Consider the following 20,563-nt stretch of genomic DNA (forward strand, 5'->3'; position numbering starts at 1 on the left):
ACCCCCACCCCCACCCCCCCCCCCCCCCCCTCCTTCCCCCCCCCCCCCCCCCCCCCCCCCCCACACCCCCCCCCCCCCCCCCCCCCCCCCCCCCCCCCCCCCCCACCGCCGTTCCCGGAGCGTCCGCGTCGTTGGAGCCCCGTTCGGCCTCCGGGGCCCGAACGGCCGCCGGTCGACCGGGCCGGACCAGGTGCGCGTCCGTGGCCGACCGAGGCGGGGAACCGGACACCGGCTCCCCGCGGGTGCGACCGAGGTCCCGCGCTCCGGGGGAAGCGCGGGACCTCGGTGGATCAGGGGCCCGGACCGGGCGACCCGGCCGGGCCGGGGGCGGCCGCCGTCCGAGCGGTGCGGCTGGGCTGTGCGACCGCGGCACGGCGGGGTTTCCCGTCGAGCCGTGCGCAGGCTGGGCCGGCCGCTACGGGACTTCGGGCACGGGAGCCCTCGGTCGCGTCGGGGGACGCGGGACGATCGAGGCGGCGGCCAGGCAGCCGGCGGCGAGGAGCCAGGCGCCGAGGACGTCCAGGGGCCAGTGCACCCCGAGGTAGATACGGCTGAGGCCGATCGAGCCCGCGAACAGGGCCGCGGTCACGACGGCGGCCCGGGCCGCCCGGGGGTGGGCACGGGCGACGGCGAGGGCGAGCAGGCCCGCGCAGAGCGCGGAGGTGAAGGCGTGTCCGGACGGGAAGGCGAATCCGGAGGCGGTGAACGCCCAGTCGGTCCGCGGCGGCCGGGGGCGACCGAAGGCGTGCATCAGGCCCTGGCGCAGCAACTGGCCCGCGGCCAGGCAGAGCACGGGGGCGAGCACGGTCCCGGCGGTCGCACGGCGGGACCGTGGGGCGGGGGAGGCGCGCAGGGTGACGAGGCCTGCGGCCAGCACCAGGAGGTAGGGCGCGACGCCCGTGCCGAGCGAGGTGACGGCGAGGGCCACCGTGTCGGCGACGGGCGGGCGGTGCGCGACGCTCCAGTCGACGGCGGTCCGTTCGAACGGGAAGGGTGCCCAGTCGTGCGCGGCGAGTACGGCCGCCAGCACGGCGAACGCCGCCCAGCTCCCGGCGAGGGCGGCGGGCCGTCGGCGGCCGGTCACGCGGTGAGCCATCGGTGCGCGCTGCCCGACCTGGCCCGGTCCACCACGCCCCGGCCCCGCCCGGCCAGGAGGCCGAGCCCGTATCCGGCGCAGACGCCCACCAGCGCGCCCAACGCGACATCGTGCGGGTAGTGGACGCCGACCAGCACCCGGGAGGCGCCCATCGCGACGGCCAGGAGCAGCGCGATCGCGCCGATGCGGCGGCTGACCTGCCACAGTACGGCGGCGCCGGCGAACACGATGACGGTGTGGTTGCTCGGCAGCGACCAGTCCCCGGTGCCGGGGCACGCCTCCAGCGTGGTGCCGGCGTCGAGGACCTGGCACGGCCGTGGCTCGTGCAGCAGGGTCTTGAGGACGGTGTCGGCGGCGAACACGGCGGTGACCACCAGCGGCGCGCCGAGGGCCCGGGCCATGGCGGCGCCGTCGTCGGCGCGGGCGCGCCACCAGGCCCAGAGCAACAGGACGGCCAGGAGTCCCAGCCCGTAGGCGGAGAACGCGGTGATCACCTCCCGGGCGGGAGCGGGAAGGTGCTGGGCCCAGTGGTCGGCGCGCAGGTACAGGCCGGCGTCGATCGGGCGGCCGTCGAGGGCGAGCGCGGTGGCGGCGGCCGTCATCGGGCTTCCCGGCGGCGGCGCGAGCGGAGGACTTCGAGCACGAGGGGCAGCAGGGAGACCGCGATGACGACGCCGACGATCGGCAGGAGGTAGTGGTCGACATCGGGCACCGACGAGCCGAGCGCGTAGCCCGCCAGGACGAGACCGAGGGTCCAGACGAGGCCTCCCACGGTCTGCCAGATCGTGAAGGTGCGGACGTCGACCCCCAGGGCTCCGGCCAACGGGTTGAGCACGGTGCGGACCACGGGGACGAACCGGGCGAGGACCACGGCCCTGCCGTGTCCGTAGCGGGTGAGGAGTTCCTCGGCCCGCAGAGCTCCCTCGTGCAGCCGTCTGTTGCGGGAGCGGGCGAGCAGCGCACTGCCACCGCGCCGCCCGATGACGTAGCCGACCTGGGCACCCGCGAGGGCCCCGACGGCGGACGCGCCCAGGACCTGGGCCAGGTCGAGGTGCGGTCCGCTGTGCGAGCCGGTGGTGCACAGCAGGCCCGCGGTGAACAGCAGGGAGTCACCCGGCAGGAAGAAGCCGATCAGCAGACCGGTCTCCGCGAAGAGGACCACGGCGATGCCCAGGGCGCCGAACGCGCCGAGAAGGGAACTCGCGTCCAGCGGATTGACGGCCAGCAGGGCGGATGAGGAGAGCATCACGGGGTTGCGCCTTTCCAGAGGGAGCTGTTCGAGCCGGTCGGGGCGGCCGCGGCCGGAGCGCGGTTCCGGTGTCTCCGCGCGGCCCGGCCGTGCCGACCCGGTGGATCAGCCGCCCAGGACCGCGTTGCCGGTGACCGTGCCGGTGGCCCCGCCGACGGTCACCAGGTGCCGGACACCGTCCGGGCCGAGGACCACGGCCTGCCAGCCCCGGCCGCCGCCCTGCTCGGTGACCGCGGTCAGCGACTCGACCTTGCCGCCCGCGACCCCGGAGGTGGCCTTGACCACCGCGTCGGCCGCGTCCAGTGACGGCAGCGGCGCCGGTGCGCCCTGCGCACCGCGGTGGTCCTTGCGCCCACCGTCCCGGCCCTCGGGACCGTGGTGGCGCCCGCCGCCCTGCGCGGCCGTCGCCGAGTGCCCGTCGCGTCGTTCGCCGTCGTGGTGGACCGCCACCGCGGCCGCCCCGCCGCCGACCACCACGACGGCCGCCGCACCCGCCACGGCCCACCGTGCCCGACGGCCGCCCGGCCACGGCCACCGGCCCCGCGCCCCACCGACGCCCCCGCCGCCCGGCTCCTGCGGTGACCGCGTCCCGACTCTGGGCTCGCTCACTGCGCCCACCCCGATCCTGTGACAAGGCCCGGGACCTGCGCCCGGACGGTACGGCCAGCATGACGGGCCGTTGCTGAAGGACAGCTGAAGACCTGAAGGCACCTTCAGCCGCCCGGTCCGCGGACCTGCCACCCTGGGGGCATGCGAGTACTGGTGGTGGAGGACGAGCGCCGACTGGCCCTGGCGCTGCAGCACGGGCTGACCGCCGAGGGGTTCACCGTCGACATCACCCACGACGGCCTCTCGGGCCTGGCCAAGGCGATGGACCAGGCCTACGACGTGATCGTGCTCGACATCATGCTGCCCGGTCTCAACGGGTACCGGGTGTGCGCGCGGCTGCGGGCCGCCGGCAGCGACGCCGGCATCCTGATGCTGACCGCCAAGGACGGCGAGTGGGACGAGGCCGAAGCCCTGGACACCGGAGCCGACGACTACCTGTCCAAGCCGTTCTCCTTCGTCGTCCTCGTCGCCCGCCTCAAGGCCCTCGCCCGCCGGATCGGCAGCCGCGCACCCCGGCGCACCGTCCTGGGCGACCTCGTGGTCGACTCCGCCGCCCGCACCTGCACCCGGGCCGGCACCGCCATCGCGCTCACACCCCGCGAGTTCGCCGTCCTGGACCACCTCGCCCGCCGGGCCGGCGAGGCCGTCTCCAAGCGGGAGATCCTCGACGCCGTCTGGGACAGCGCCCTCGACAGCGACCCCAACACCGTCGAGGTGCACGTCAGCGCGCTGCGCCGCAAGATCGACACCCCCTACGGCAGGGCCTCGGTGCAGACGGTCCGCGGCACCGGCTACCGCCTGGCGGCCGACGGTGGCTGACCCGACCACCGGCCCCGCACCCCGCCGGCCCGCCGCCTACCGCCGGGCACGCACCGCCCTCGGCAGGCTCCCCGGCCACCCCCGCACGGTGGCCCTCCTGGACCGCCTGGCCCCGCGCTCGGTCCGCACCCGGACCACCGCCGCCGCCTGCCTCAGCGTCGCCGTCGTCCTCGCCGTCGCCTCGGCCGCCGTCATCCTCCTGCTGCGCGTCAACCTGGAACGCACCGTGGAGACCGGCGCGCGCGAACAGGCCCAGGCCGTCGCCCGGCTCGCCACCGACGGGCACCTCGGCAACCCGCTGCCGCTCGACCACGGCACCGACTTCATCCAGGTCGTCGACGCGAACGGCACGGTGGTCGCCGCCAGCCAGAACCTGGCCGGCCACCCGCCACTCACCCCCGCCGGCCACCGGGAGGGCCACGACACCTTCAACCTCGGCGCCCTGGGCGACGAGCACCACCAGCGCGTCACCACGGTCACCGCCGCCACCCCCACCGGGCCCGCCACCGTCCATGTCGGGGCCTCCCTGCGCACCGCGGACGCCGCCGAAGACCTCACCACGGGCGCCCTCGCCGCCCTGAGCACCGTCCTGCTGCTCACTGTCGGCGCCCTCACCTGGCGGGCGACCGGCCGCGCCCTGCGGCCGGTCGAGGCGATCCGCGCCGAGGTGGCCGCCATCGGCGACCGCGACCTCGACCGGCGCGTTCCCGACCCGCGCAGCGACGACGAGATCGCCCGCCTCGCCGACACCATGAACGCCATGCTCGAACGCCTGGAGGCGGCCGGCACCCGACAGCGCCGCTTCATCGCCGACGCCTCCCACGAGCTCCGCAGCCCCCTCGCCGTGCTGCGGACCCAGCTGGAGGTGGCGCTCACCCACCCCGACGCCGAGGTGCGCGCCGACCTGGTGGCCGGCGCGCTCCAGGACACCGAACGGCTCCAGTCGCTCGCCACCGACCTCCTGCTCCTGGCCCGTCTCGACGCCGGCCGCCACCACCACCCCGACGAGCCGGTCCGCCTCACCGAACTCGTCCGCACTACTGTGCGGGCCTACGGACCCGAGCCCCACCCGGTCGTCCTCGACGCCCCGGACGAGATCACCGTCACGGGCAACGCCCTGTGGCTCGGACGCCTGCTGACCAACCTCCTCGACAACGCCCGGCGCCACGCCCGACACCGCGTCACCGTGCGCCTGTTCGAGGACAGCGCCACCGGGTACGCCGTTCTGGACGTGAGCAACGACGGCCCCCGGATCGACCCCGCCGACCGGGAGCGGATCTTCGAGCGGTTCACCCGCCTCGACGACGCCCGCAGCCGCGACGACGGCGGCTCCGGCCTCGGCCTGTCCATCGCACGCGACATCGCCACCGTCCACGGCGGCACCCTCACCGTCCTCGACACACCGGACACCACCACGTTCCGCACCCGGCTGCCCGACGCGAGCCCGGAGCCCGGGGCACGACGGCCTGCGTAGCCGCCCCGAAGGCCGCCCGGCGGCAGACCCCTCCAGCCGGCGACGCGACCGGACGATCCCCGGCCGGCGCGGGCGATGAGCCTCGGGGCCGCTCGCGTGAGGCGCGTGGTCGCCCCGGTGGTCGGAACCGCCGGGAGTCCTGCCGACTGCCGACCTAGGTGGATGATCATGGCTCTGAGCTGGGAGGAACATCGGGCCCGGGACATCCGGGGGGCGCACGGCCCCGCCGAGGTTTGCGACGCCGGGCTCGGGTGACACGTAGGGCATGGGCAGCTATGTGATCACCATTCCCGGAACAGTCCAGCGACCGGTCGACGACTCCGCTCGCCGTACCCTGCTGGCCGTCGTGCGCGGCGCCGATCCCGAGGAGGTCGGTACGGAGGAGGTCCCCGACCTCGATGTGCTGACCCTGGACGAGCCGGAAGGGACGTTCGTGCTGCGCCTGGAGGTCGAGGCGGCCGACCGCACGGCCGCCGGTGAGGCGGCCCTGGACCTCACCAGGCGGGCCTTCGCGGCGGCCGGGTACGAGGCGGACGCGGTGGGCATGGGCACCCCGGCGGTCACCGGCATCGACGTCGGCTGATCCGCCCCCGGGGTCCGGCTACCGCCCCGCTGTCGTCCACGCCCGTGGACGACAGCGGGGCGGTCGGTGTTCGGTTCCGCAGCGGTGAACACGGACGTCCCGAACGCGGCGGCGGCCCCGTCGGCCGCCGTCTTCGTCCGGCGCCTTCGCCCGCCCGGGAGTCACCGATCGGGTGGTTTCGCCGGTACCAGGTCGAACGTGGGGTGAAGGTTTCGGTCGGCCGGTTTCCGCCGCCGCAGGGGCCGGTATGGAGGCTGTCACCGCTGCCACGACCCAGGGAGAGACCAGCTGATGAGTGATTCGGAGCGTTACGTACGCGCGTGGGAGGGGTTCTGGGCGGAGAACACGGGTGAGCCGGGCGAGCCGTTCTGGGACGCGGATCCGGCGCTGACGGCGGCCCCGCACACCGCCCTGTTCGCGAGCCACGCCGACCGCACGCTGCCGATCGTCGACCTCGGGTGCGGCAACGGCACCCAGACCCGCTATCTGGCCGGCCGGTTTCCCCGGGCGGTGGGCGTCGACCTGTCCGCCTCGGCCGTGGCACACGCCCGTCGGGCGGACCGCGACGCGGTGGCCGAGTTCGAGCAGCTCGACCTCACCGACCTGGCGGGGGTGCGGCGCCTCGGTGACCGGCTCGGCGACGCCAACGTCTACCTGCGGGCGGTGCTCCACCAGAGCGAACCGGCGGACCGGCCACCGGTCGCGGCCGCCGTCGCCCTGCTGCTCGGCCGGCGCGGCCGGGGCTTCGTGGTCGAGCCGACCGCCGCCGCGAAGACGGTGCTCCAGCAGGTCGCCGAACGGCCGGGTGGGCCGCCGGAGAAGCTCCGCCAGGTCCGCAAGCACGACCTGCGCCCGGCCGAGGTCACGCCGGGGGAGATGCCCGGGCTGCTGCGCGGCGCCGGGTTGGAGATCCTCGACGAGGGCGGGACGGACCTCGCGATGAGCGAACACCACCCCGACGGCTCCCGGGTCGCGCTGCCGGCCCACTGGTACGTGGTCGCGGCGACCGGGGGCGGTCCGGCGGGCGGCTGAGGACATCGCGGCAGCGGTCCGGCGCCACCCGCACCGGACCGTGAGCCCCGGGGACGTCGAGGCGACGGGGGAATGACGGCGGCCGCCGCCCCGCCGCCGCCCGCCTCCGGCGGATCCACTGAGCCCGGCGCCCGTGCCCGCCCGGGTACGGGCGCCGCTGCCGGAGCTCGTACCCGGCCCGTGCCGCCCCGATGCTAGCGGCGCTAGACATCCGAGCGTCGATACCTCTAGCATTGCCCCATGACCTAGCGGCGCTAGAAGGCGCCGGGTCCGAACTTGGGGAGGGAACATGCAGAACGCACTGGCCGTCGTCACGGTCGTGGTCGTCGGCCTGCTGGTGGGTGTGGAGTTCGCGGTGGCGGTCTTCGTCAACCCGATCGTCGACGGGCTGCCGCACAACGGCGGACTCGCCGCCCGCAGCGAGGGGGCCCGGCTGCTGGGGCGGGTGATGCCGTTCTGGTACATCGGGTCGGTGGTGCTCGGCGTGGCGTGGTCCGTCGTGACCTGGGGGGACGCCGGGGCGGGGCTGGTCGCCACGGCCGCCGGGCTGCTCGTCCTCAGCGTGGTGATGTCGGTCGCCCTACTCGTGCCGATCAACTCCCGGGCGGCGCACTGGACACCGGAGAACGCCCCGGCGGACTGGCGGGAGCAGCTCGGCCGCTGGGACCGCCTCCACTACCTGCGGGTGGCCGTCATCGTGACCGCGTTCCTCCTCCTGGTCGTCGCCCTCGTCTGAGGGCCCGGCACCCCTCCAGCAGCGTCCGGCGGGCCTGGTCCCGGCGGGCGTTCTGCGCGTCCGGACCGGGCGGGTGGCCGCTGGACCGGGTCGCGGTCCGGGTGATGCACGACGCTGCCGGCGAGGAGTCCGAGCGGCGAGTTCCCTGCCGGCGAGACTTCATGACTTCCCCTCAGATCTCGTACAACTGTTTCGAGGACGCGGTGGTCCAACGCCTCGACGCCGCCGGGGAGCCGTGGCACCGACTCCTCGCCTTCCCGGTCGCGCGCACCGCCCGCCCCACCTCAGGAGGACAGCCGTGACCGATCCCGCTCCCACCCGCGGGCACCGCACCCGCGCCGCTCTGCTCGCCCTCGCCGCCGGCCTCGCCACCGCCGTGCCGGTGGCCGCCACGGGTACCGCCCACGCCGAGCAGATCCCCCGCTACACCCCCGCCTTCGAACTTCGCAACCAGGCGACCGGCAAGTGCCTGGAGGTGGCCGACTGGCGCACCGACCGCGGCGCCCCCGTCCGCCAGTGGACCTGCACCGGCGGCGCCAACCAGCAGTGGGTCGTGAACACCAACCACCTTCTGCTGAACGTGCACAGCAAGATGTGCCTGGACGTTCCCGGTGCCAGCACGGCGTGGGGCACCCAGGTGATCCAGTGGAGTTGTTCGGTTCGGCCCGAGCCCGCCAACCAGCTGTGGTACGTGCCCGGCGTCAATGCGCCGTCGACCGACCGCCTGTTCAGCCATCTCGGCCTCGACCTCGACGTGCCGGGCTCCGATCCCGCCGACGGCGTCCCGGTCGTCACCTGGGGCTACAACGAGGGTGCCAACCAGACCTGGATCGGACTGCAGCCCCGGGTCGACCTCTGACACCGCTTCCTGGTCCCGCGTTCGGAGCGGGGCGATGTCGACGGTGAGGAAATCCGCGCCGGACGGCGGCGGGTGCGGTAATCCGGATTCGGGTGACCGCCGGCGACGAGCGGTGATTCGTCCGATCCGTGCCCGCCGCCGCATTCCGGTTTCCCGTCCTCGGGCAGGCGAATCCGACGGGTCGTCAGTGGGCGGTGGAGTCCCAGGTCAGGGCGGATTGTCAGTGCCTCGCCGTAGTGTGGAACCAACGTTGGAGGGGGCGCCGGAAGGCGTCGCGAGCGCGTTGGGACAAGGGGTAGAAGAATGTCTGCGAACAGGATCAAGCACAAGGTCAACCACGTTTCCCTGGTGGTCGACAATTCCGGCTCGATGCGCCAGCACGCGGCGCAGCTTGTTCGCGTGGTGGACGAATTCGTGAAGGGCCTTCAGGAGGAGTCCGACCGGCTCGGTCACGAGACCCGCATCAGCCTCTACGCGTTCGACCACGAGGTGGAGAACCTGGTGTGGGACATGGACGTCAAACACCTGCCGTCGCTGCGCGGTCTGTACAAGGTCAACGGCGGTGCGACGGCGCTGATCGAGGCGGCCGTGAAGTCCGTCGACGACCTGAAGAACATCTGGGAGGGGTACGGGGAGCACTCCTTCCTCCAGGTCGTCGTCACCGACGGTGAGGAGAACGCCTCCGGGTTCTCGCAGAACGGCCGGATGCACACCCAGATGAACGGCGCCCGGGGCAGCACGGTGCTGAGCACGTGGCTGAGCCGCATCCAGAAGGCCATGGACGACCTCCCCGACCACTGGACGTCGGCGATCCTGGTCCCGAACTCGCTGGCCAAGCGCACCGCTCAGGAGTACGGCTTCCCCGCGGGCAACATCGCGATCTGGGACGCGGACTCCAGCAAGGGCGTCGAGGAGGCGATCGGCACCGTCAAGTCGGCCGCCACGAGCTTCCTGCGGGGCCGCGAGCAGGGTGTGCGCGGCACCAGGAACCTGTTCGCGATGGGCCAGGACTTGAGCACCGCCGACGTGACGGCCAATCTCGACGCCCTGGACGCCGGCAAGTACATCCTGGTCCCGGTCGACGAGGCGATGCCGATCCGCGACTTCGTCACCGGCGCCGGGCACCCGTACAAGACCGGCTGCGCCTACTACGAGTTGTCCAAGCGGGAGAAGATCCAGGGCTCGAAGCAGCTCGCGGTGGCCGAGAAGGACCCGGCCACCGGCCGGATGACGGGCAGGGTGTTCTCCGGTCCGGCGGCCCGCCGGCTCCTGGGCCTGCCGTCGGCGGAGGCCACGGTGAAGCCGGGTGACAACCCGTCGTACACCGTGTTCGTCCAGTCGACCTCGGTGAACCGCAAGTTGGTGACGGGCACCAAGCTGCTCGTCATGCTGTGACGGGCACCCGCGGCCCGGCCGGCCCCCTCCACCACGGTCAGTGCGACGGCGAGGGCGGCAGCGGCTCGACGGGCAGGACGCGGTCCGCTCGCCCGGCCGCACGGGCCCCGCGGCTCGGGTAGACGCACAAGGTGTCGCCGTCCCGGCCCAGTTCGGGATCGGTCCACGCCTCGGTGGCCCCGGGCACGAGGATCCGCGTGGTGGCCAGCTCGGCGTCGTGGACGACCAGCGACAGGACGGTGCAGCAGAGGTGTCCCATCGTGTGGCTCTGCTCGGGGTGGTCCTGCGGGCCCTCGGCCTGGACCACGTAGTACCGTTCGTCCACCCAGTAGCCCGAGCTGTCCAGCGTGATCCCGTCCGCCACCCGGACGCCGTCCACCCAGACGCCCGTCCTGGAGTGGTCCGACGGGTCCTGGAGGTGCACGGCGCGGTGCCGGTCGTCGGCGGTGAACTCGACATCGATCCCGTACGCGCTCCAGCAGTCCTTGAACCCGCTGCAGGCGCCCGGAACCGGACCGGTGCGGTGCCGGGGTGCGGCGGTCGGATCGTCGTCGGCCCGGTCCTGGCCGCACGTCCCCGGATCGCGGCACGGCCGGTCGATGCGGCGGGTGCACCCGATCCCCAGGGCCGCCACGTCCCGCGGTGAGGCGTGGGACAGCAGCTCGGCCAGCCGCTGGCGGTAGCGCTGCGGCCCGACGAGGGCGAGCAGGTCGCCCCCCTCGTCCCGCCACCACACCAGCAGGTCCACCCCGACGGGGGAGCGGCGCAGCCAGTCCTCCCACTGCTCGGCCCAGGGCCCCCAGCGATGGCTCCACTGATGTGCCGCCACCGCCGCGGGACGCTCCTCGGGGAGCGGCACGGCCTCGGCCGTCGCCACGGGCTCGGGGCCCGTGCTGGTCCTCGTGCGCCGTCGCCACCTCACGAAGGCACCCCCGTTCTGCCTCGACCACGGTCCGGCGGCCCCCGGACCCATGGCGTACCGGCCGGCGGACCCGACGATCGTAGAGGGTGCTCCCGGGCAGGCGCGCGCGGATTCCTCCGCGCACGCCTGCCCGTCCTCGGAGCACGGCGGTCGCACCGCCTGCCGCTCCCGCGAGCGGCGGCCGCAGGCCCGGATCCGGCCCCCCTCGGCTCCGGTGTCGACCGGACGGGTGGTCTTCGCCAGGGGCCGGCACCGGCGTCGGGCGGAGCCGGACCGGCATCGCCTTACATGGGCATGCGCCCCAGCCGATGGGGCGCGCCGCCGTCCGTCTCGGACGGACCGGCTCCGACGACGAACCGGGAACCCCATGACCGACCCGGACCCAGCAGCCGGCGGCCGCATCGGCGGCCGGCCCCTCCTGCGCCGCCTCGCCGCCGCCGTCCTGGGAGCCGTCGTGCTGGCCGCGGCGGGCCCGCCCGGCCACGCGGCCGTACGGCCCGCCCTCGCACCGGGCACGCAGTTCACCCCCTTGACCGCGGCGGTGATGACCGAGCCCGCGCCGTTCGACGCCTCGGACGGGAAGGTCCACCTCTCCTACGAACTGCTCACCACCAACGCGCTGTCCACCAGCCTCGCGGTGCGGCTGGACCGCGTGGACGTCCAGGACGCCGCCACCAAGCGCGTCGTCGGCTCACTGAGCGGGTCGGTGCTGGGCGCGGCGGCCAATCCCGTCGGTGACCCGCTGCCGGGCGCGGTCGGCGACCGCCCGCGCGACCCGGCGGCCGACGGCGGCCGCGGTGCCGCGCCGCCGCCCGAGCCACCGGCGGAGACGGTGATCCCGGGCTCGCAGCAGTGGGTGCTCTGGATCGACCTGGCGCTCGCCCCGGGCGAGCCGGTCCCCGAGGTGGTGGAGCACCACCTGGTGGGAGCCGTCCTGTCCGCGTCGGGCTCCTCGCCCTTCGAGGAGACGGTGCAGCCCACCCGGACCGCCCGTACGGCGCCGCCGGACCTGCTGCCGCCGGTCCGCCCGGGCAGCTGGTACGCCAGCGAGTCGTGCTGTGACAACACCCACCACCGGCGCGGACTCGCCCCGATCAACGGCGCGTTCTACGTTCCGCAGCGCTTCGCGATCGACTGGTACCGGGTCGGCGGCGACGGGCAGACCTGGGAGGGCGATCCGGGGCAGCTCACCAGCTATCTGACCTATCGTCAGCCGGTCCTCGCCGCCGCCGGCGGCCGGGTGGTGGAGGTCCAGGACGGCGTCCCGGACAACCCGCCGCCGAACCCGCCCGCGGTACCGCCGATCGAGGACACCGTGGGCAACCACATCACCCTGGAGGTCGCCCCCGGCCGGTACCTGCTCTACGCACACCTCCAGCCGGGATCGCTCCGGGTCCGGGCGGGCGACTGCGTCGAGCCCGGCCAGGTCCTCGGGCTGATCGGCAACAGCGGCAACTCCACCACCCCGCACCTGCACTTCCAGGTGATGACCACGGCGGAGTTCTTCCCGACCGACAGCCCGCCGTTCACCTTCCGGCAGTTCCGGGTGCTCGGCCATGTCGCGCCCCGGATCTGGGACGACAACCTGGGGCTGCAGCCGACCGGCGTGCTGCCGATCGACCCCTCGCCCTACGACGGCCCGCACCGCTCCGCGTACCCGCTCGACCGCCAGGTGCTCGACTTCTGACCGCCGGCCCGTGGCCCGCCACCCCGTACCCGGGGCGGCGGGCCAGCCAGCTGGAGATGGACGCGCTGCTCACCGGGCTGCTGCACCTCAAGCGCCGGCGGCCCGGAGCGGACCTCGCCAGCGACGTGGCCGCCGTCCCCACCGGCGGCGCCGGCCGACCGACCGAGGAACAGTCCCGCGACACCCTCTTCCTGATGATCGGCGCCGGCTACGAGACCGCCGTCAACCTGATCACCAGCGCCGTCCACGCCCTGCTGACCCACCGCCGGTTCCTCCCCCTGGTCCACGAGGGAACCCTCGGATGGGAGGACGTCATCGAGGAGACGCTGCGTCACGAGGGCCCGGTGATGCACCTTCCGCTGCGGTACGCGTTGGAGGACATCGACCTCGGCGAGGGCGTCGTCGTCCGACGGGGTGAGCCGATCCTGCTGGCCTTCGGTGCGGCCGGCCGCGACCCGGAGGTCCACCCGGACCGGCCGGACGACTTCGACCCGACCCGCCCGGCCAAGGACCACCTGGCCTTCGGCCACGGCCCGCACTTCTGCCTCGGCGCCCCGCTGGCACGCCTGGAGGCCGAAGTGGCCCTGTCCGGGTTCTTCGGCTCCTACCCGGACGCCGTCCTGGCTCCGGAGGGCCCGCCGCCCGTGCGGCTGCGGTCCGCCGTGGTCAACGGCCCGGCCGAGCTCTGGATCGTGCCGGCCCCGGTACCCGCGTGACGGCCGGTTCCGGCAGTCGCCTGCCGGAACCGACCGGGGCGGCGGTACCGCGGCCCCGGTCCCCGGTCGCCGTCGTCGGCCGGTCGCGGTCGTCGTTCAGCCGCGGTCGCGGGCCGGCGGCCGTCGGTCAGTCGCAGTCGACGCAGAGGGGGCGGCCGTTCTTCATGCGCGAGAGGCGGCTGCGGTGGTGCACCAGGAAGCAGTTCACACAGGTGAACTCGTCGGACAGCATCGGCTGCACGGTGACGGTGAGTTCCTCGCCCGAGAGGTCCGCGCCGGGCAGCTGGACGCCGTCCGTCGATTCGAGCTGGTCGACGGCGTCGATGGCGCCGGAGGAGGTGTCGGTGCGGCGGGTCTTCAGCTCCTCGATGCTGTCGTGCGACCCGTCGTCGTCGGTCTTGCGGGGGGCGTCGTAGTCGGTTGCCACAGATGGTCCCTTGTCGTCGTGGTTGAAGTTTACGCCGTGTGCGACGTGCCTGGTGGCGGCCGCGGTGGTCCGCTGGGCAGGGCTGGCGGCCCGGCCCTCGGGTGGTCGGAGGCCTGGTGGGGGCGGCGGTGCGTGCGGCCGGTCGGGGCGGTCGGGGGCGGGGCGGGGATGGCAGGCGTCCACTCGCGTCCGACGCGGGTGTTGATCATGCCATGAAGTCCGCCGGGATCCGCCGTCCGCACCCCCGACCGCGATCGCGTGCCACCAGGACGGTGACGAAGCTGCGGGTCGTCCCGGTACTGTACGGCGGCCACGCCCCCGACCACGACCGCCGGGCCCGCGACGCCCCGGTCGGCGCACCCCGGCGGCCCGGCCGGACGCCCCGGCCCGGCCCGGTTCACGCGGTACGGCCGGCTCGCGTCGGCGCGGAGGGCGCGGACGGCGCACGGTGCGCCGGGCGCGCCGTCCCAACGACCCGTTCGCACTCCGTGCGCTCTACCGACGTCCGCGGGCCGCCGCGATGATGAGCGGACCGCACGTGATCCGGGCGACTCCGCCCACCTGCCCCCGGGCAGGCGGACCTGCGGCGGAAGGGGCCCACCGTGTTGCTTCTCATCTCCCCGGACAGCGTCGAGGAGGCCCTCGACTGCGCGAAGGCCGCGGAGCACCTCGACATCGTCGACGTCAAGAAGCCCGACGAGGGCTCGCTCGGGGCGAACTTCCCGTGGGTGATCCGGGAGATCCGCGACGCCGTCCCGGCGGACAAGCCGGTCTCCGCCACCGTCGGCGACGTCCCGTACAAGCCGGGGACGGTCGCGCAGGCGGCGCTCGGAGCGGCGGTCTCCGGAGCCACGTACATCAAGGTCGGCCTCTACGGGTGCACGACCCCGGACCAGGCCGTCGAGGTCATGCGCGGGGTGGTCCGGGCGGTGAAGGACTACCGGCCGGACGCCTTCGTCGTCGCCTCGGGCTACGCGGACGCCCACCGGATCGGCTGCGTCAACCCGCTCGCCCTGCCCGACATCGCCCTTCGCTCCGGCTCCGACGCGGCCATGCTCGACACCGCGGTCAAGGACGGGAGCCGGCTGTTCGACCACGTCCCGCCGGACGCGTGCGCGGAGTTCGTCCGCCTCGCCCACGAGGCCGGGCTGCTCGCGGCCCTCGCGGGCAGCGTCCGACTCGGCGACCTCGGCGAGCTGACCCGGATCGGGACCGACATCGTCGGGGTGCGCGGGGCGGTCTGCGAGGGCGGCGACCGCACGGTGGGCAGGATCCGGCCGCACCTGGTGGCCGCCTTCCGGGCCGAGATGGACCGGCACGCCCGCGAGCACGCGGCCGCCGTCGCCGCGCAGAGCTGACCGCCGGCATGCTGGCGACACCCGCGCCCCGGCGCCCGCCGGGCCCGCGCGGCGAGCACTTCGCCGTCCTCGACCCGGCGACGGGCGAGGCCTTCGACGAGGCTCCCGACCAGCGGCCCGAGGAGCTCGACACCGTCGTCGGCCGGGCCCACCAGGCCTGGCGCGGCTGGCGGGCCGACCCGGCCGCCCGCACCCGCGCGCTGCTCGCGGCGGCCGACGCGGTGGAGGCGGCCGGCGCCGAGCTGGCCCCGCTGCTCACCCGCGAACAGGGCAAACCCCTCGCCGAGTCGTCCGCCGAGGTCGCCCGTACGGCGGCCCGACTGCGCTACTTCGCCGGGCTCGCCCCCGTGCCCCGGCCGATCGACGACGGCCGGCCGGTCCGCAGCGAGGTCCGCTGGCGGTCGCTCGGGCCGGTGGCGGCGATCGTGCCGTGGAACTTCCCCCTCCAGCTCGCGGCGGCGAAGTTCGCGCCCGCGCTCGCGGCGGGCAACACGGTGGTCCTCAAGCCCTCCCCGTTCACTCCCCTCGCCACCCGGCTGCTGGGGTCCGTCGTCGCCGGCGCGCTCCCCGAGGGCGTCCTGACGATCGTCACCGGGCTCGAACCGCTCGGTGCCCGGCTCGTCTCCCACCCGGGGATCCGGCACGTGAGCTTCACCGGGTCGATCCCGACCGGCCGGGCCGTCGCGGCGGGCGCGGCGCCCTCGCTGGCCCGGGTCACCCTGGAGCTGGGCGGCAACGACGCCGCGATCCTGCTGGAGGACGTGGACGTCGAGCGGATCGCGGACCGGCTGTTCTGGGCGGCGTTCCGCAACTGCGGGCAGGTGTGCATGGCGGTCAAGCGCGTCTACGCCCCGGCCCGGCTCCGCGACCAGGTGGTCGAGGCCCTCGCGCAGCGCGCCAGGGCCGTCGTCGTCGGCCCCGGCCTCGACCCGGGCACCCAGCTGGGGCCGCTCAATAACGCCCCCCAACTGGCCCGCGTCGAGCACTACACGGCCCGGGCCCTGGCGGACGGCGCCCGGGCCGCCGCCGGCGGCCACCGGCTGGACCGGCCGGGCCACTTCTTCGCCCCGACGGTCCTCGCCGATGTCCCGCCGGACAGCCCGGTGGTGACGCAGGAGCAGTTCGGACCGGTCCTGCCGGTGCTGGCCTACCGGAGCGTCGACGAGGCCGTCGCGGCGGCCAACGACACCGGCTTCGGCCTGGGCGGTTCGGTCTGGGGGACGGACCTCGACCGCGCCGAGTCGGTGGCCGACCGGCTGGAGTGCGGGACGGCCTGGATCAACCACCACGCCGAGCTTTCCCTCGCCCAGCCCTTCGCGGGCATCAAGGAGAGCGGGGTCGGCGTCGCGGGCGGGCCGTGGGGGCTCTACGGGAACCTCAGGCCGTTCGTCGTGCACCGCCCGGAGGAGGGGTGAGGTTCCGCGCCGCGGTCCTGCGCTCCCACCAGGGGCCGTTCACGGTCGAGGAGGTGGCCCTGGGGACGGGGCCGGCCGACGGCGAGGTCCTGGTGAGGATCGCGGGCTGCGGGATGTGCCGGACGGACCTCGCCGTCCGGCGTTCGGCGGGCCGCTCACCGCTGCCGGCCGTCCTCGGCCACGAGGGGGCGGGAGTCGTGGTGGAGACGGCCGGCCCGGACACCGGCCTGCACGTCGGGGACCACGTCGTGCTGAGCTTCGACTCCTGCGGCCACTGCCGGAGCTGCCGGGGCGCGGCCCCCGCCTACTGCGACTCCTTCGCCGCGCTCAACCTCTTCGGCGGGCGCACGGAGCACGCCGCGCGGTTCACCGACGCGGCGGGGGGAGGGCTGGCCCCCCGGTGGTTCGGCCAGTCCTCGTTCGCCGAGTACGCGGTGGTCCTGGCCCGCAACGCCGTCCGGGTCGACCCCGCACTGCCGATCGAACTGCTCGGACCGCTCGGCTGCGGCTTCCTCACCGGCGCCGGAGCGGTCCTGAACACCTTCGCGGCCGGTCCCGGCGACACCGTCGCGGTCTTCGGCGCCGGAGCGGTGGGCCTGGCCGCGGTGATGGCGGCCACCGCCGCCGGCGCGGTCACCGTGGCCGTCGACCGGTACACCGAACGGCTCGCCCTCGCCGAACGGTTCGGCGCCGTCCCGCTGCCCGCCACCTCGGCCGACCTGCCCGGCCGCATCCGGCGCCTGACCGACGGCGGCGCGCGGTACGCGCTGGACACCACCGGCTCCGTCCGGCTGATCAACGACGCGCTCCTGGCGCTGCGCCCGACCGGACACCTCGGACTGGTGGCCCGGCTGAGCGGCGCGCTGGCGATCGAACCGGGGGCACTGGACCGGGGCCGACGGATCTCCCACCTCTGCGAAGGGGACGCGGTGCCCGGGCTGCTGGTGCCGAGGCTGACCGCACTGTGGCAGGCCGGGCGGTTCCCCTTCGACCAGCTGATCCGGACGTATCCGCTCGCCGCGGTCAACGAGGCCGAGCGCGACTGTGACGAGGGGCGCGTGGTCAAGCCCGTGCTGATCCCGGCCGGGTGAGCCGCCGAGCGGGTGCCTCCGCGCGGGCTCGCCGCTCCGCGCGGGCTCGCCACCTCGCACCGGCTCGCCGCTCCGCGCGGGCTCGCCACCTCGCACCGGCTCGCCGCTCCGCGCGGGCTCGCCACCTCGCACCGGCTCGCCGCTCCGCGCGGGAGGCGCGCCGCCGCGGGGGAGAGGTGCCGGCGCGCGGAGTACGTACCGCTTCGCGCCCCCGCGCGGGATACGTTCGTTGGCGTATCTTCCGCCGGGATCCCCCGGGACCGTTGACCGCCGTGCCTCCCGACGATTGGCTCGTCGGGAGCCCGCTGCCGGGAGGGAGCCCGGCCGGGCGATCACCAGGGGAAGGGACAGACCCATGGCACGCACCACCCGCACCACCGGCAACCGGTGGCTGGCCGGCGGCGGCAGCGTCCTCGCGGCGGCGGCCGTACTCGCCGTGACCGCCGTGCCCGCCCAGGCCCGTCCGGCGGCGCGCGGCACCGTCCAGGTCAGCGTCGGGGTGAACGGCGCCGGGCCGGACGACCAGTCCTGGAACCGGCAGATCAGTGCCGACGGCCGCTACGCGCTGTTCACCTCGTGGGCGACCAACCTGGTCTCCCAGCCCGCGAAGAGCGGACGCGACGCCTATGTCCGCGACCTGGCGACCGGCCGCACCGAGCGGGTCAACCTGTCCGACGACGACAACGCGCTGGACGGCTTCACCGACTACGCCGCGATCAACGCCGACGGCCGCTACGTCGCCTTCGAGAGCGACGCGGTGAACGTGGTCCCCGGCCTGCCGGTCCCGGGACGCACCGAGGTGTACGTCCGGGACCGCCGCACCGGCCGCACCGAACTGGTCAGCGGCGGACCGGTCAGCACCGACACCGACCGGTTCCACGCCTCGTACGCGCCCTCCGTCAGCGCGAACGGCCGCTACGTGGCGTTCGTCTCCAGCCGGACCGACCTCGTCCCGGCCCCCCAGGGCGACGGCGCCTCGCTGGCCAGGCCCTACACCTGGGACTACAACATCTACGTCACCGACCGCTGGACGGGGGAGACCCGCCTGGTGACCCGCGGCGTGGACGGCAGGCCGGGCGACAGCATGTCCCTCAACCCGACGATCAGCGCGGACGGCCGCACCGTCGGCTTCACCTCGCTGGCAGGCAACCTGCTGCCCATCGACCAGACCCCCACTGACCAGAGCCCCGCCGACCGAACCCCCGCGCCCGCGGCCGGCGCCGCCGGTCCCGCCGCCGACGTGGAACTCGCCCCGGGCAGCGGCGCGGACCTGCCCCGCGACGCCCGGCCCGGTCTGGCCCGGCCGACGACCGGCGTCTACTACACGTACGACGTGGCGTCCGGCCGGATCTCCGCCGCCAGCCTCGCCCCCGACGGCACGCTCGGCTACGCGAGCTTCGACGCGACGATCAGCCCCGACGGGCGGCGCGCGATCTACGCGCTGCCCGAGCCCGGCGGGTCGACCAACGGCCACCGGTACCACACCGTGCTGTACGTCCGGGACCTCGGGAAGGGCACCGTCACGAAGATCAGCGGTGGCCTGCCCGGCACCGCCTCGGTCGGCTCCTCCGACCACGGCCGGATCACCGCCGACAACCGCTGGGTGTACTACTCCTCCGCCGCCGACAACCTGGTGGCCGGCCCGCAGCACGCGGGCTGGGACGTCTACCGCCACGACCTGCGCACCGGCCGCACCGAGCGGGTCTCCACCGCGCCGGACGGCTCGCTCGGCAACGGATCGTCGGTCGACCCGGCCGTGGACGCCCGCGGCGACACGGTGGTGTTCGGCTCGACCAGCGGCAATCTGCTGACCGGCCTCGGCGGCCCGGAACACACCGACTACCAGGTCTACGCCCGCACCACCGGGCACCACGGCGACGGCGGCGACCAGGGCCAGGGACTGGAGCAGGGCCGGGACGACTGACCGGCGCCGCCGCTCGGACCTCGGAGCGCGGACGGCGGTGGGCCGTGCGGTGGGGGCGGGCCGATCCGCCCCCACCGGAAGGGTGGGTTACCGAGAGGTGGCGCCCTGTCAACTGCGTTGTACCCGACCGAATGTCACGGTTCCGTCGCCGTCCTGTCCTCATGATTGTGACGCTGCGCATGCCACCATTCGCGGTCGGCCGGTCGTCCTGTGGTGTGTCCGAACACAGTTCAGTACGCGCCACCATCGGGGAGCCACCATGTTCGTCCGCCGCCGCCGTCCGCTGCTCGTCTCCGTCGTCCTCGTCGCCGGGGCGGGTCTCGCGTTGACCGCCTGCGGGCCCGACAACACCGACGCGGCCGGCGGCTCGACGGCGCCCGCGACCACCGCGGTGGCCGTGACGCCCTCCGCGACGGGCGCGCCGGCCACCGGTGCCCCCTCGGCGCCCGGTGCCACCGGTGCGCCCAGGACGAGCGCGCCGGCCACCGGAGCGGCGTCGCACACGCCGTCCGGGGTGAGCCCGTCGAGCGGCACCCGGCCCGACGGCGGGAGTGCCGCCGCCGCCCGCCCGTGCGCCATCGACAGCCTGGCGATCCACGCGACGGCCCGGGCCGGGGCCCCGACCCAGTGGGTGATCGAGGTACGCAACAGCGGTACGGCCGCCTGCAGCCTGAGCTCCACCCCGGGGGTCGACCTCGGCAACTCCACCGCCGCCGACCGGAGCAAGAACATCAAGCCGGTGCTCGCGAGCGGCACGGCGCGGTTCGCCGTCCCGGCGGGCCAGAGCGCCTACGCGGTGATCGACCTCGACCCGAGCGGTGCCACCACCGGTACCGTTCCCGGCATCAACGAGCTCAACGTGCTGGTCGACGACGACGACACCAACATGCCGCTCGCCAACACCCGGAACTTCCCGCTCGGCAACGGCGCACGGGTCCTGAACCCGCAGATGGGCATCTACCGGTCCAGCGTGGCGGAGGCGGTCACCTCGATGGCCGCCGCCCCCAACTAGCCGACCCGCCCGGCTGCCCGGCGCGGCGCGGCCCGGCTCGGGGGAGGGCAGGCGGGCACGGGCGGGGGCCCTGCGAACCCCGCCCTTCCCCCCCCCATATTCTTCTCCCCTTCCCTTCCCAAAACCCGGCCCCCCCTCTGCGGGGGCCGGTGCTCCACT

21 protein-coding genes are annotated in these 20,563 nt (G+C 74.9%); 15 read left to right on the top strand and 6 right to left on the bottom strand.

Annotated features, from left to right (window positions below):
• Nucleotides 1–415: 415 nt before the first annotated feature.
• The 4 genes from ACZ4UX_RS23225 to ACZ4UX_RS23240 all read right to left on the bottom strand — a co-directional run bounded on the left by ACZ4UX_RS23225 (nt 416) and on the right by ACZ4UX_RS23240 (nt 2,843).
• The gene (locus ACZ4UX_RS23225; RefSeq protein WP_465708051.1) at nt 416–1,096 is read right to left on the bottom strand and encodes a phosphatase PAP2 family protein; all 681 of its coding nucleotides are present in this window, start codon (nt 1,094–1,096) and stop codon (nt 416–418) included.
• Nucleotides 1,081–1,698 (bottom strand): phosphatase PAP2 family protein, encoded by a 618-nt coding sequence (locus ACZ4UX_RS23230; RefSeq protein ID WP_465708052.1) that lies wholly within the window; start codon nt 1,696–1,698, stop codon nt 1,081–1,083. The genes ACZ4UX_RS23225 and ACZ4UX_RS23230 overlap by 16 nt, the downstream gene beginning before the upstream one ends.
• On the bottom strand, nt 1,695–2,342 hold the full coding sequence (locus ACZ4UX_RS23235; protein WP_465708163.1) for a DedA family protein: 648 nt from the start codon (nt 2,340–2,342) through the stop codon (nt 1,695–1,697). Before ACZ4UX_RS23235 ends, ACZ4UX_RS23230 begins: the two co-directional genes overlap by 4 nt.
• A gap of 108 nt (nt 2,343–2,450) precedes the next feature.
• Nucleotides 2,451–2,843, bottom strand: coding sequence for a hypothetical protein (locus ACZ4UX_RS23240; RefSeq protein ID WP_465708053.1), 393 nt, complete (start codon nt 2,841–2,843; stop codon nt 2,451–2,453).
• 252 nt (nt 2,844–3,095) lie between these two features.
• Between ACZ4UX_RS23240 and ACZ4UX_RS23245 the strand changes: the two genes are divergently transcribed.
• The 8 genes from ACZ4UX_RS23245 to ACZ4UX_RS23280 all read left to right on the top strand — a co-directional run bounded on the left by ACZ4UX_RS23245 (nt 3,096) and on the right by ACZ4UX_RS23280 (nt 9,852).
• Nucleotides 3,096–3,773 (top strand): response regulator transcription factor, encoded by a 678-nt coding sequence (locus tag ACZ4UX_RS23245; protein ID WP_380388578.1) that lies wholly within the window; start codon nt 3,096–3,098, stop codon nt 3,771–3,773.
• Nucleotides 3,766–5,247 carry a HAMP domain-containing sensor histidine kinase gene (locus ACZ4UX_RS23250; RefSeq protein ID WP_465708054.1) on the top strand — a complete coding sequence of 494 codons (1,482 nt, stop codon included), beginning with the start codon at nt 3,766–3,768 and terminating at the stop codon, nt 5,245–5,247. The genes ACZ4UX_RS23245 and ACZ4UX_RS23250 overlap by 8 nt, the downstream gene beginning before the upstream one ends.
• Nucleotides 5,248–5,512: 265 nt before the next feature.
• Nucleotides 5,513–5,830, top strand: a complete 318-nt coding sequence (locus ACZ4UX_RS23255) for a hypothetical protein (protein WP_465708055.1) — start codon at nt 5,513–5,515, stop codon at nt 5,828–5,830.
• A gap of 291 nt (nt 5,831–6,121) precedes the next feature.
• Complete coding sequence (locus ACZ4UX_RS23260) at nt 6,122–6,862, top strand: class I SAM-dependent methyltransferase (protein WP_465708056.1); 741 nt, start codon at nt 6,122–6,124, stop codon at nt 6,860–6,862.
• Nucleotides 6,863–7,151: 289 nt separating this feature from the next.
• On the top strand, nt 7,152–7,598 hold the full coding sequence (locus tag ACZ4UX_RS23265) for an anthrone oxygenase family protein (protein WP_465708057.1): 447 nt from the start codon (nt 7,152–7,154) through the stop codon (nt 7,596–7,598).
• A gap of 161 nt (nt 7,599–7,759) precedes the next feature.
• Nucleotides 7,760–7,900 (top strand): hypothetical protein, encoded by a 141-nt coding sequence (locus ACZ4UX_RS23270; protein WP_465708058.1) that lies wholly within the window; start codon nt 7,760–7,762, stop codon nt 7,898–7,900.
• Complete coding sequence (locus ACZ4UX_RS23275) at nt 7,897–8,457, top strand: RICIN domain-containing protein (RefSeq protein WP_465708059.1); 561 nt, start codon at nt 7,897–7,899, stop codon at nt 8,455–8,457. The genes ACZ4UX_RS23270 and ACZ4UX_RS23275 overlap by 4 nt, the downstream gene beginning before the upstream one ends.
• 303 nt (nt 8,458–8,760) lie before the next feature.
• Nucleotides 8,761–9,852, top strand: coding sequence for a vWA domain-containing protein (locus ACZ4UX_RS23280; RefSeq protein WP_465708060.1), 1,092 nt, complete (start codon nt 8,761–8,763; stop codon nt 9,850–9,852).
• Between the two features lie 37 nt (nt 9,853–9,889).
• Here the strand turns inward: ACZ4UX_RS23280 and ACZ4UX_RS23285 are convergent, their stop codons facing one another.
• Nucleotides 9,890–10,681 (bottom strand): hypothetical protein, encoded by a 792-nt coding sequence (locus ACZ4UX_RS23285; protein WP_465708061.1) that lies wholly within the window; start codon nt 10,679–10,681, stop codon nt 9,890–9,892.
• Nucleotides 10,682–11,141: 460 nt separating this feature from the next.
• Here ACZ4UX_RS23285 and ACZ4UX_RS23290 point away from each other — a divergent pair, with 460 nt between their 5' ends.
• Together ACZ4UX_RS23290 and ACZ4UX_RS23295 are read left to right on the top strand one after the other, a co-directional pair.
• Entirely contained in the window at nt 11,142–12,461 is a 1,320-nt protein-coding gene (locus tag ACZ4UX_RS23290) for a M23 family metallopeptidase (protein WP_465708062.1), read from the top strand.
• Nucleotides 12,462–12,517: 56 nt separating this feature from the next.
• Nucleotides 12,518–13,177, top strand: coding sequence for a cytochrome P450 (locus tag ACZ4UX_RS23295; protein WP_465708063.1), 660 nt, complete (start codon nt 12,518–12,520; stop codon nt 13,175–13,177).
• 127 nt (nt 13,178–13,304) lie between these two features.
• Here the strand turns inward: ACZ4UX_RS23295 and ACZ4UX_RS23300 are convergent, their stop codons facing one another.
• Entirely contained in the window at nt 13,305–13,604 is a 300-nt protein-coding gene (locus tag ACZ4UX_RS23300; RefSeq protein WP_329491654.1) for a DUF4193 domain-containing protein, read from the bottom strand.
• Nucleotides 13,605–14,206: 602 nt separating this feature from the next.
• Here ACZ4UX_RS23300 and ACZ4UX_RS23305 point away from each other — a divergent pair.
• The 5 genes from ACZ4UX_RS23305 to ACZ4UX_RS23325 all read left to right on the top strand — a co-directional run bounded on the left by ACZ4UX_RS23305 (nt 14,207) and on the right by ACZ4UX_RS23325 (nt 20,404).
• Entirely contained in the window at nt 14,207–14,962 is a 756-nt protein-coding gene (locus ACZ4UX_RS23305; RefSeq protein WP_465708064.1) for a (5-formylfuran-3-yl)methyl phosphate synthase, read from the top strand.
• Between the two features lie 8 nt (nt 14,963–14,970).
• A complete protein-coding gene (locus ACZ4UX_RS23310; RefSeq protein WP_465708065.1) occupies nt 14,971–16,377 on the top strand; it encodes an aldehyde dehydrogenase family protein in 1,407 nt (468 codons plus the stop codon).
• Nucleotides 16,374–17,468 carry an NAD(P)-dependent alcohol dehydrogenase gene (locus ACZ4UX_RS23315; protein ID WP_380393095.1) on the top strand — a complete coding sequence of 365 codons (1,095 nt, stop codon included), beginning with the start codon at nt 16,374–16,376 and terminating at the stop codon, nt 17,466–17,468. The genes ACZ4UX_RS23310 and ACZ4UX_RS23315 overlap by 4 nt, the downstream gene beginning before the upstream one ends.
• A 355-nt stretch (nt 17,469–17,823) precedes the next feature.
• Entirely contained in the window at nt 17,824–19,392 is a 1,569-nt protein-coding gene (locus tag ACZ4UX_RS23320; RefSeq protein ID WP_465708066.1) for a hypothetical protein, read from the top strand.
• Between the two features lie 259 nt (nt 19,393–19,651).
• Nucleotides 19,652–20,404 (top strand): DUF4232 domain-containing protein, encoded by a 753-nt coding sequence (locus ACZ4UX_RS23325; RefSeq protein WP_465708067.1) that lies wholly within the window; start codon nt 19,652–19,654, stop codon nt 20,402–20,404.
• Nucleotides 20,405–20,563 lie beyond the last annotated feature (159 nt).

Source organism: Kitasatospora sp. NPDC028961 (assembly GCF_055564815.1).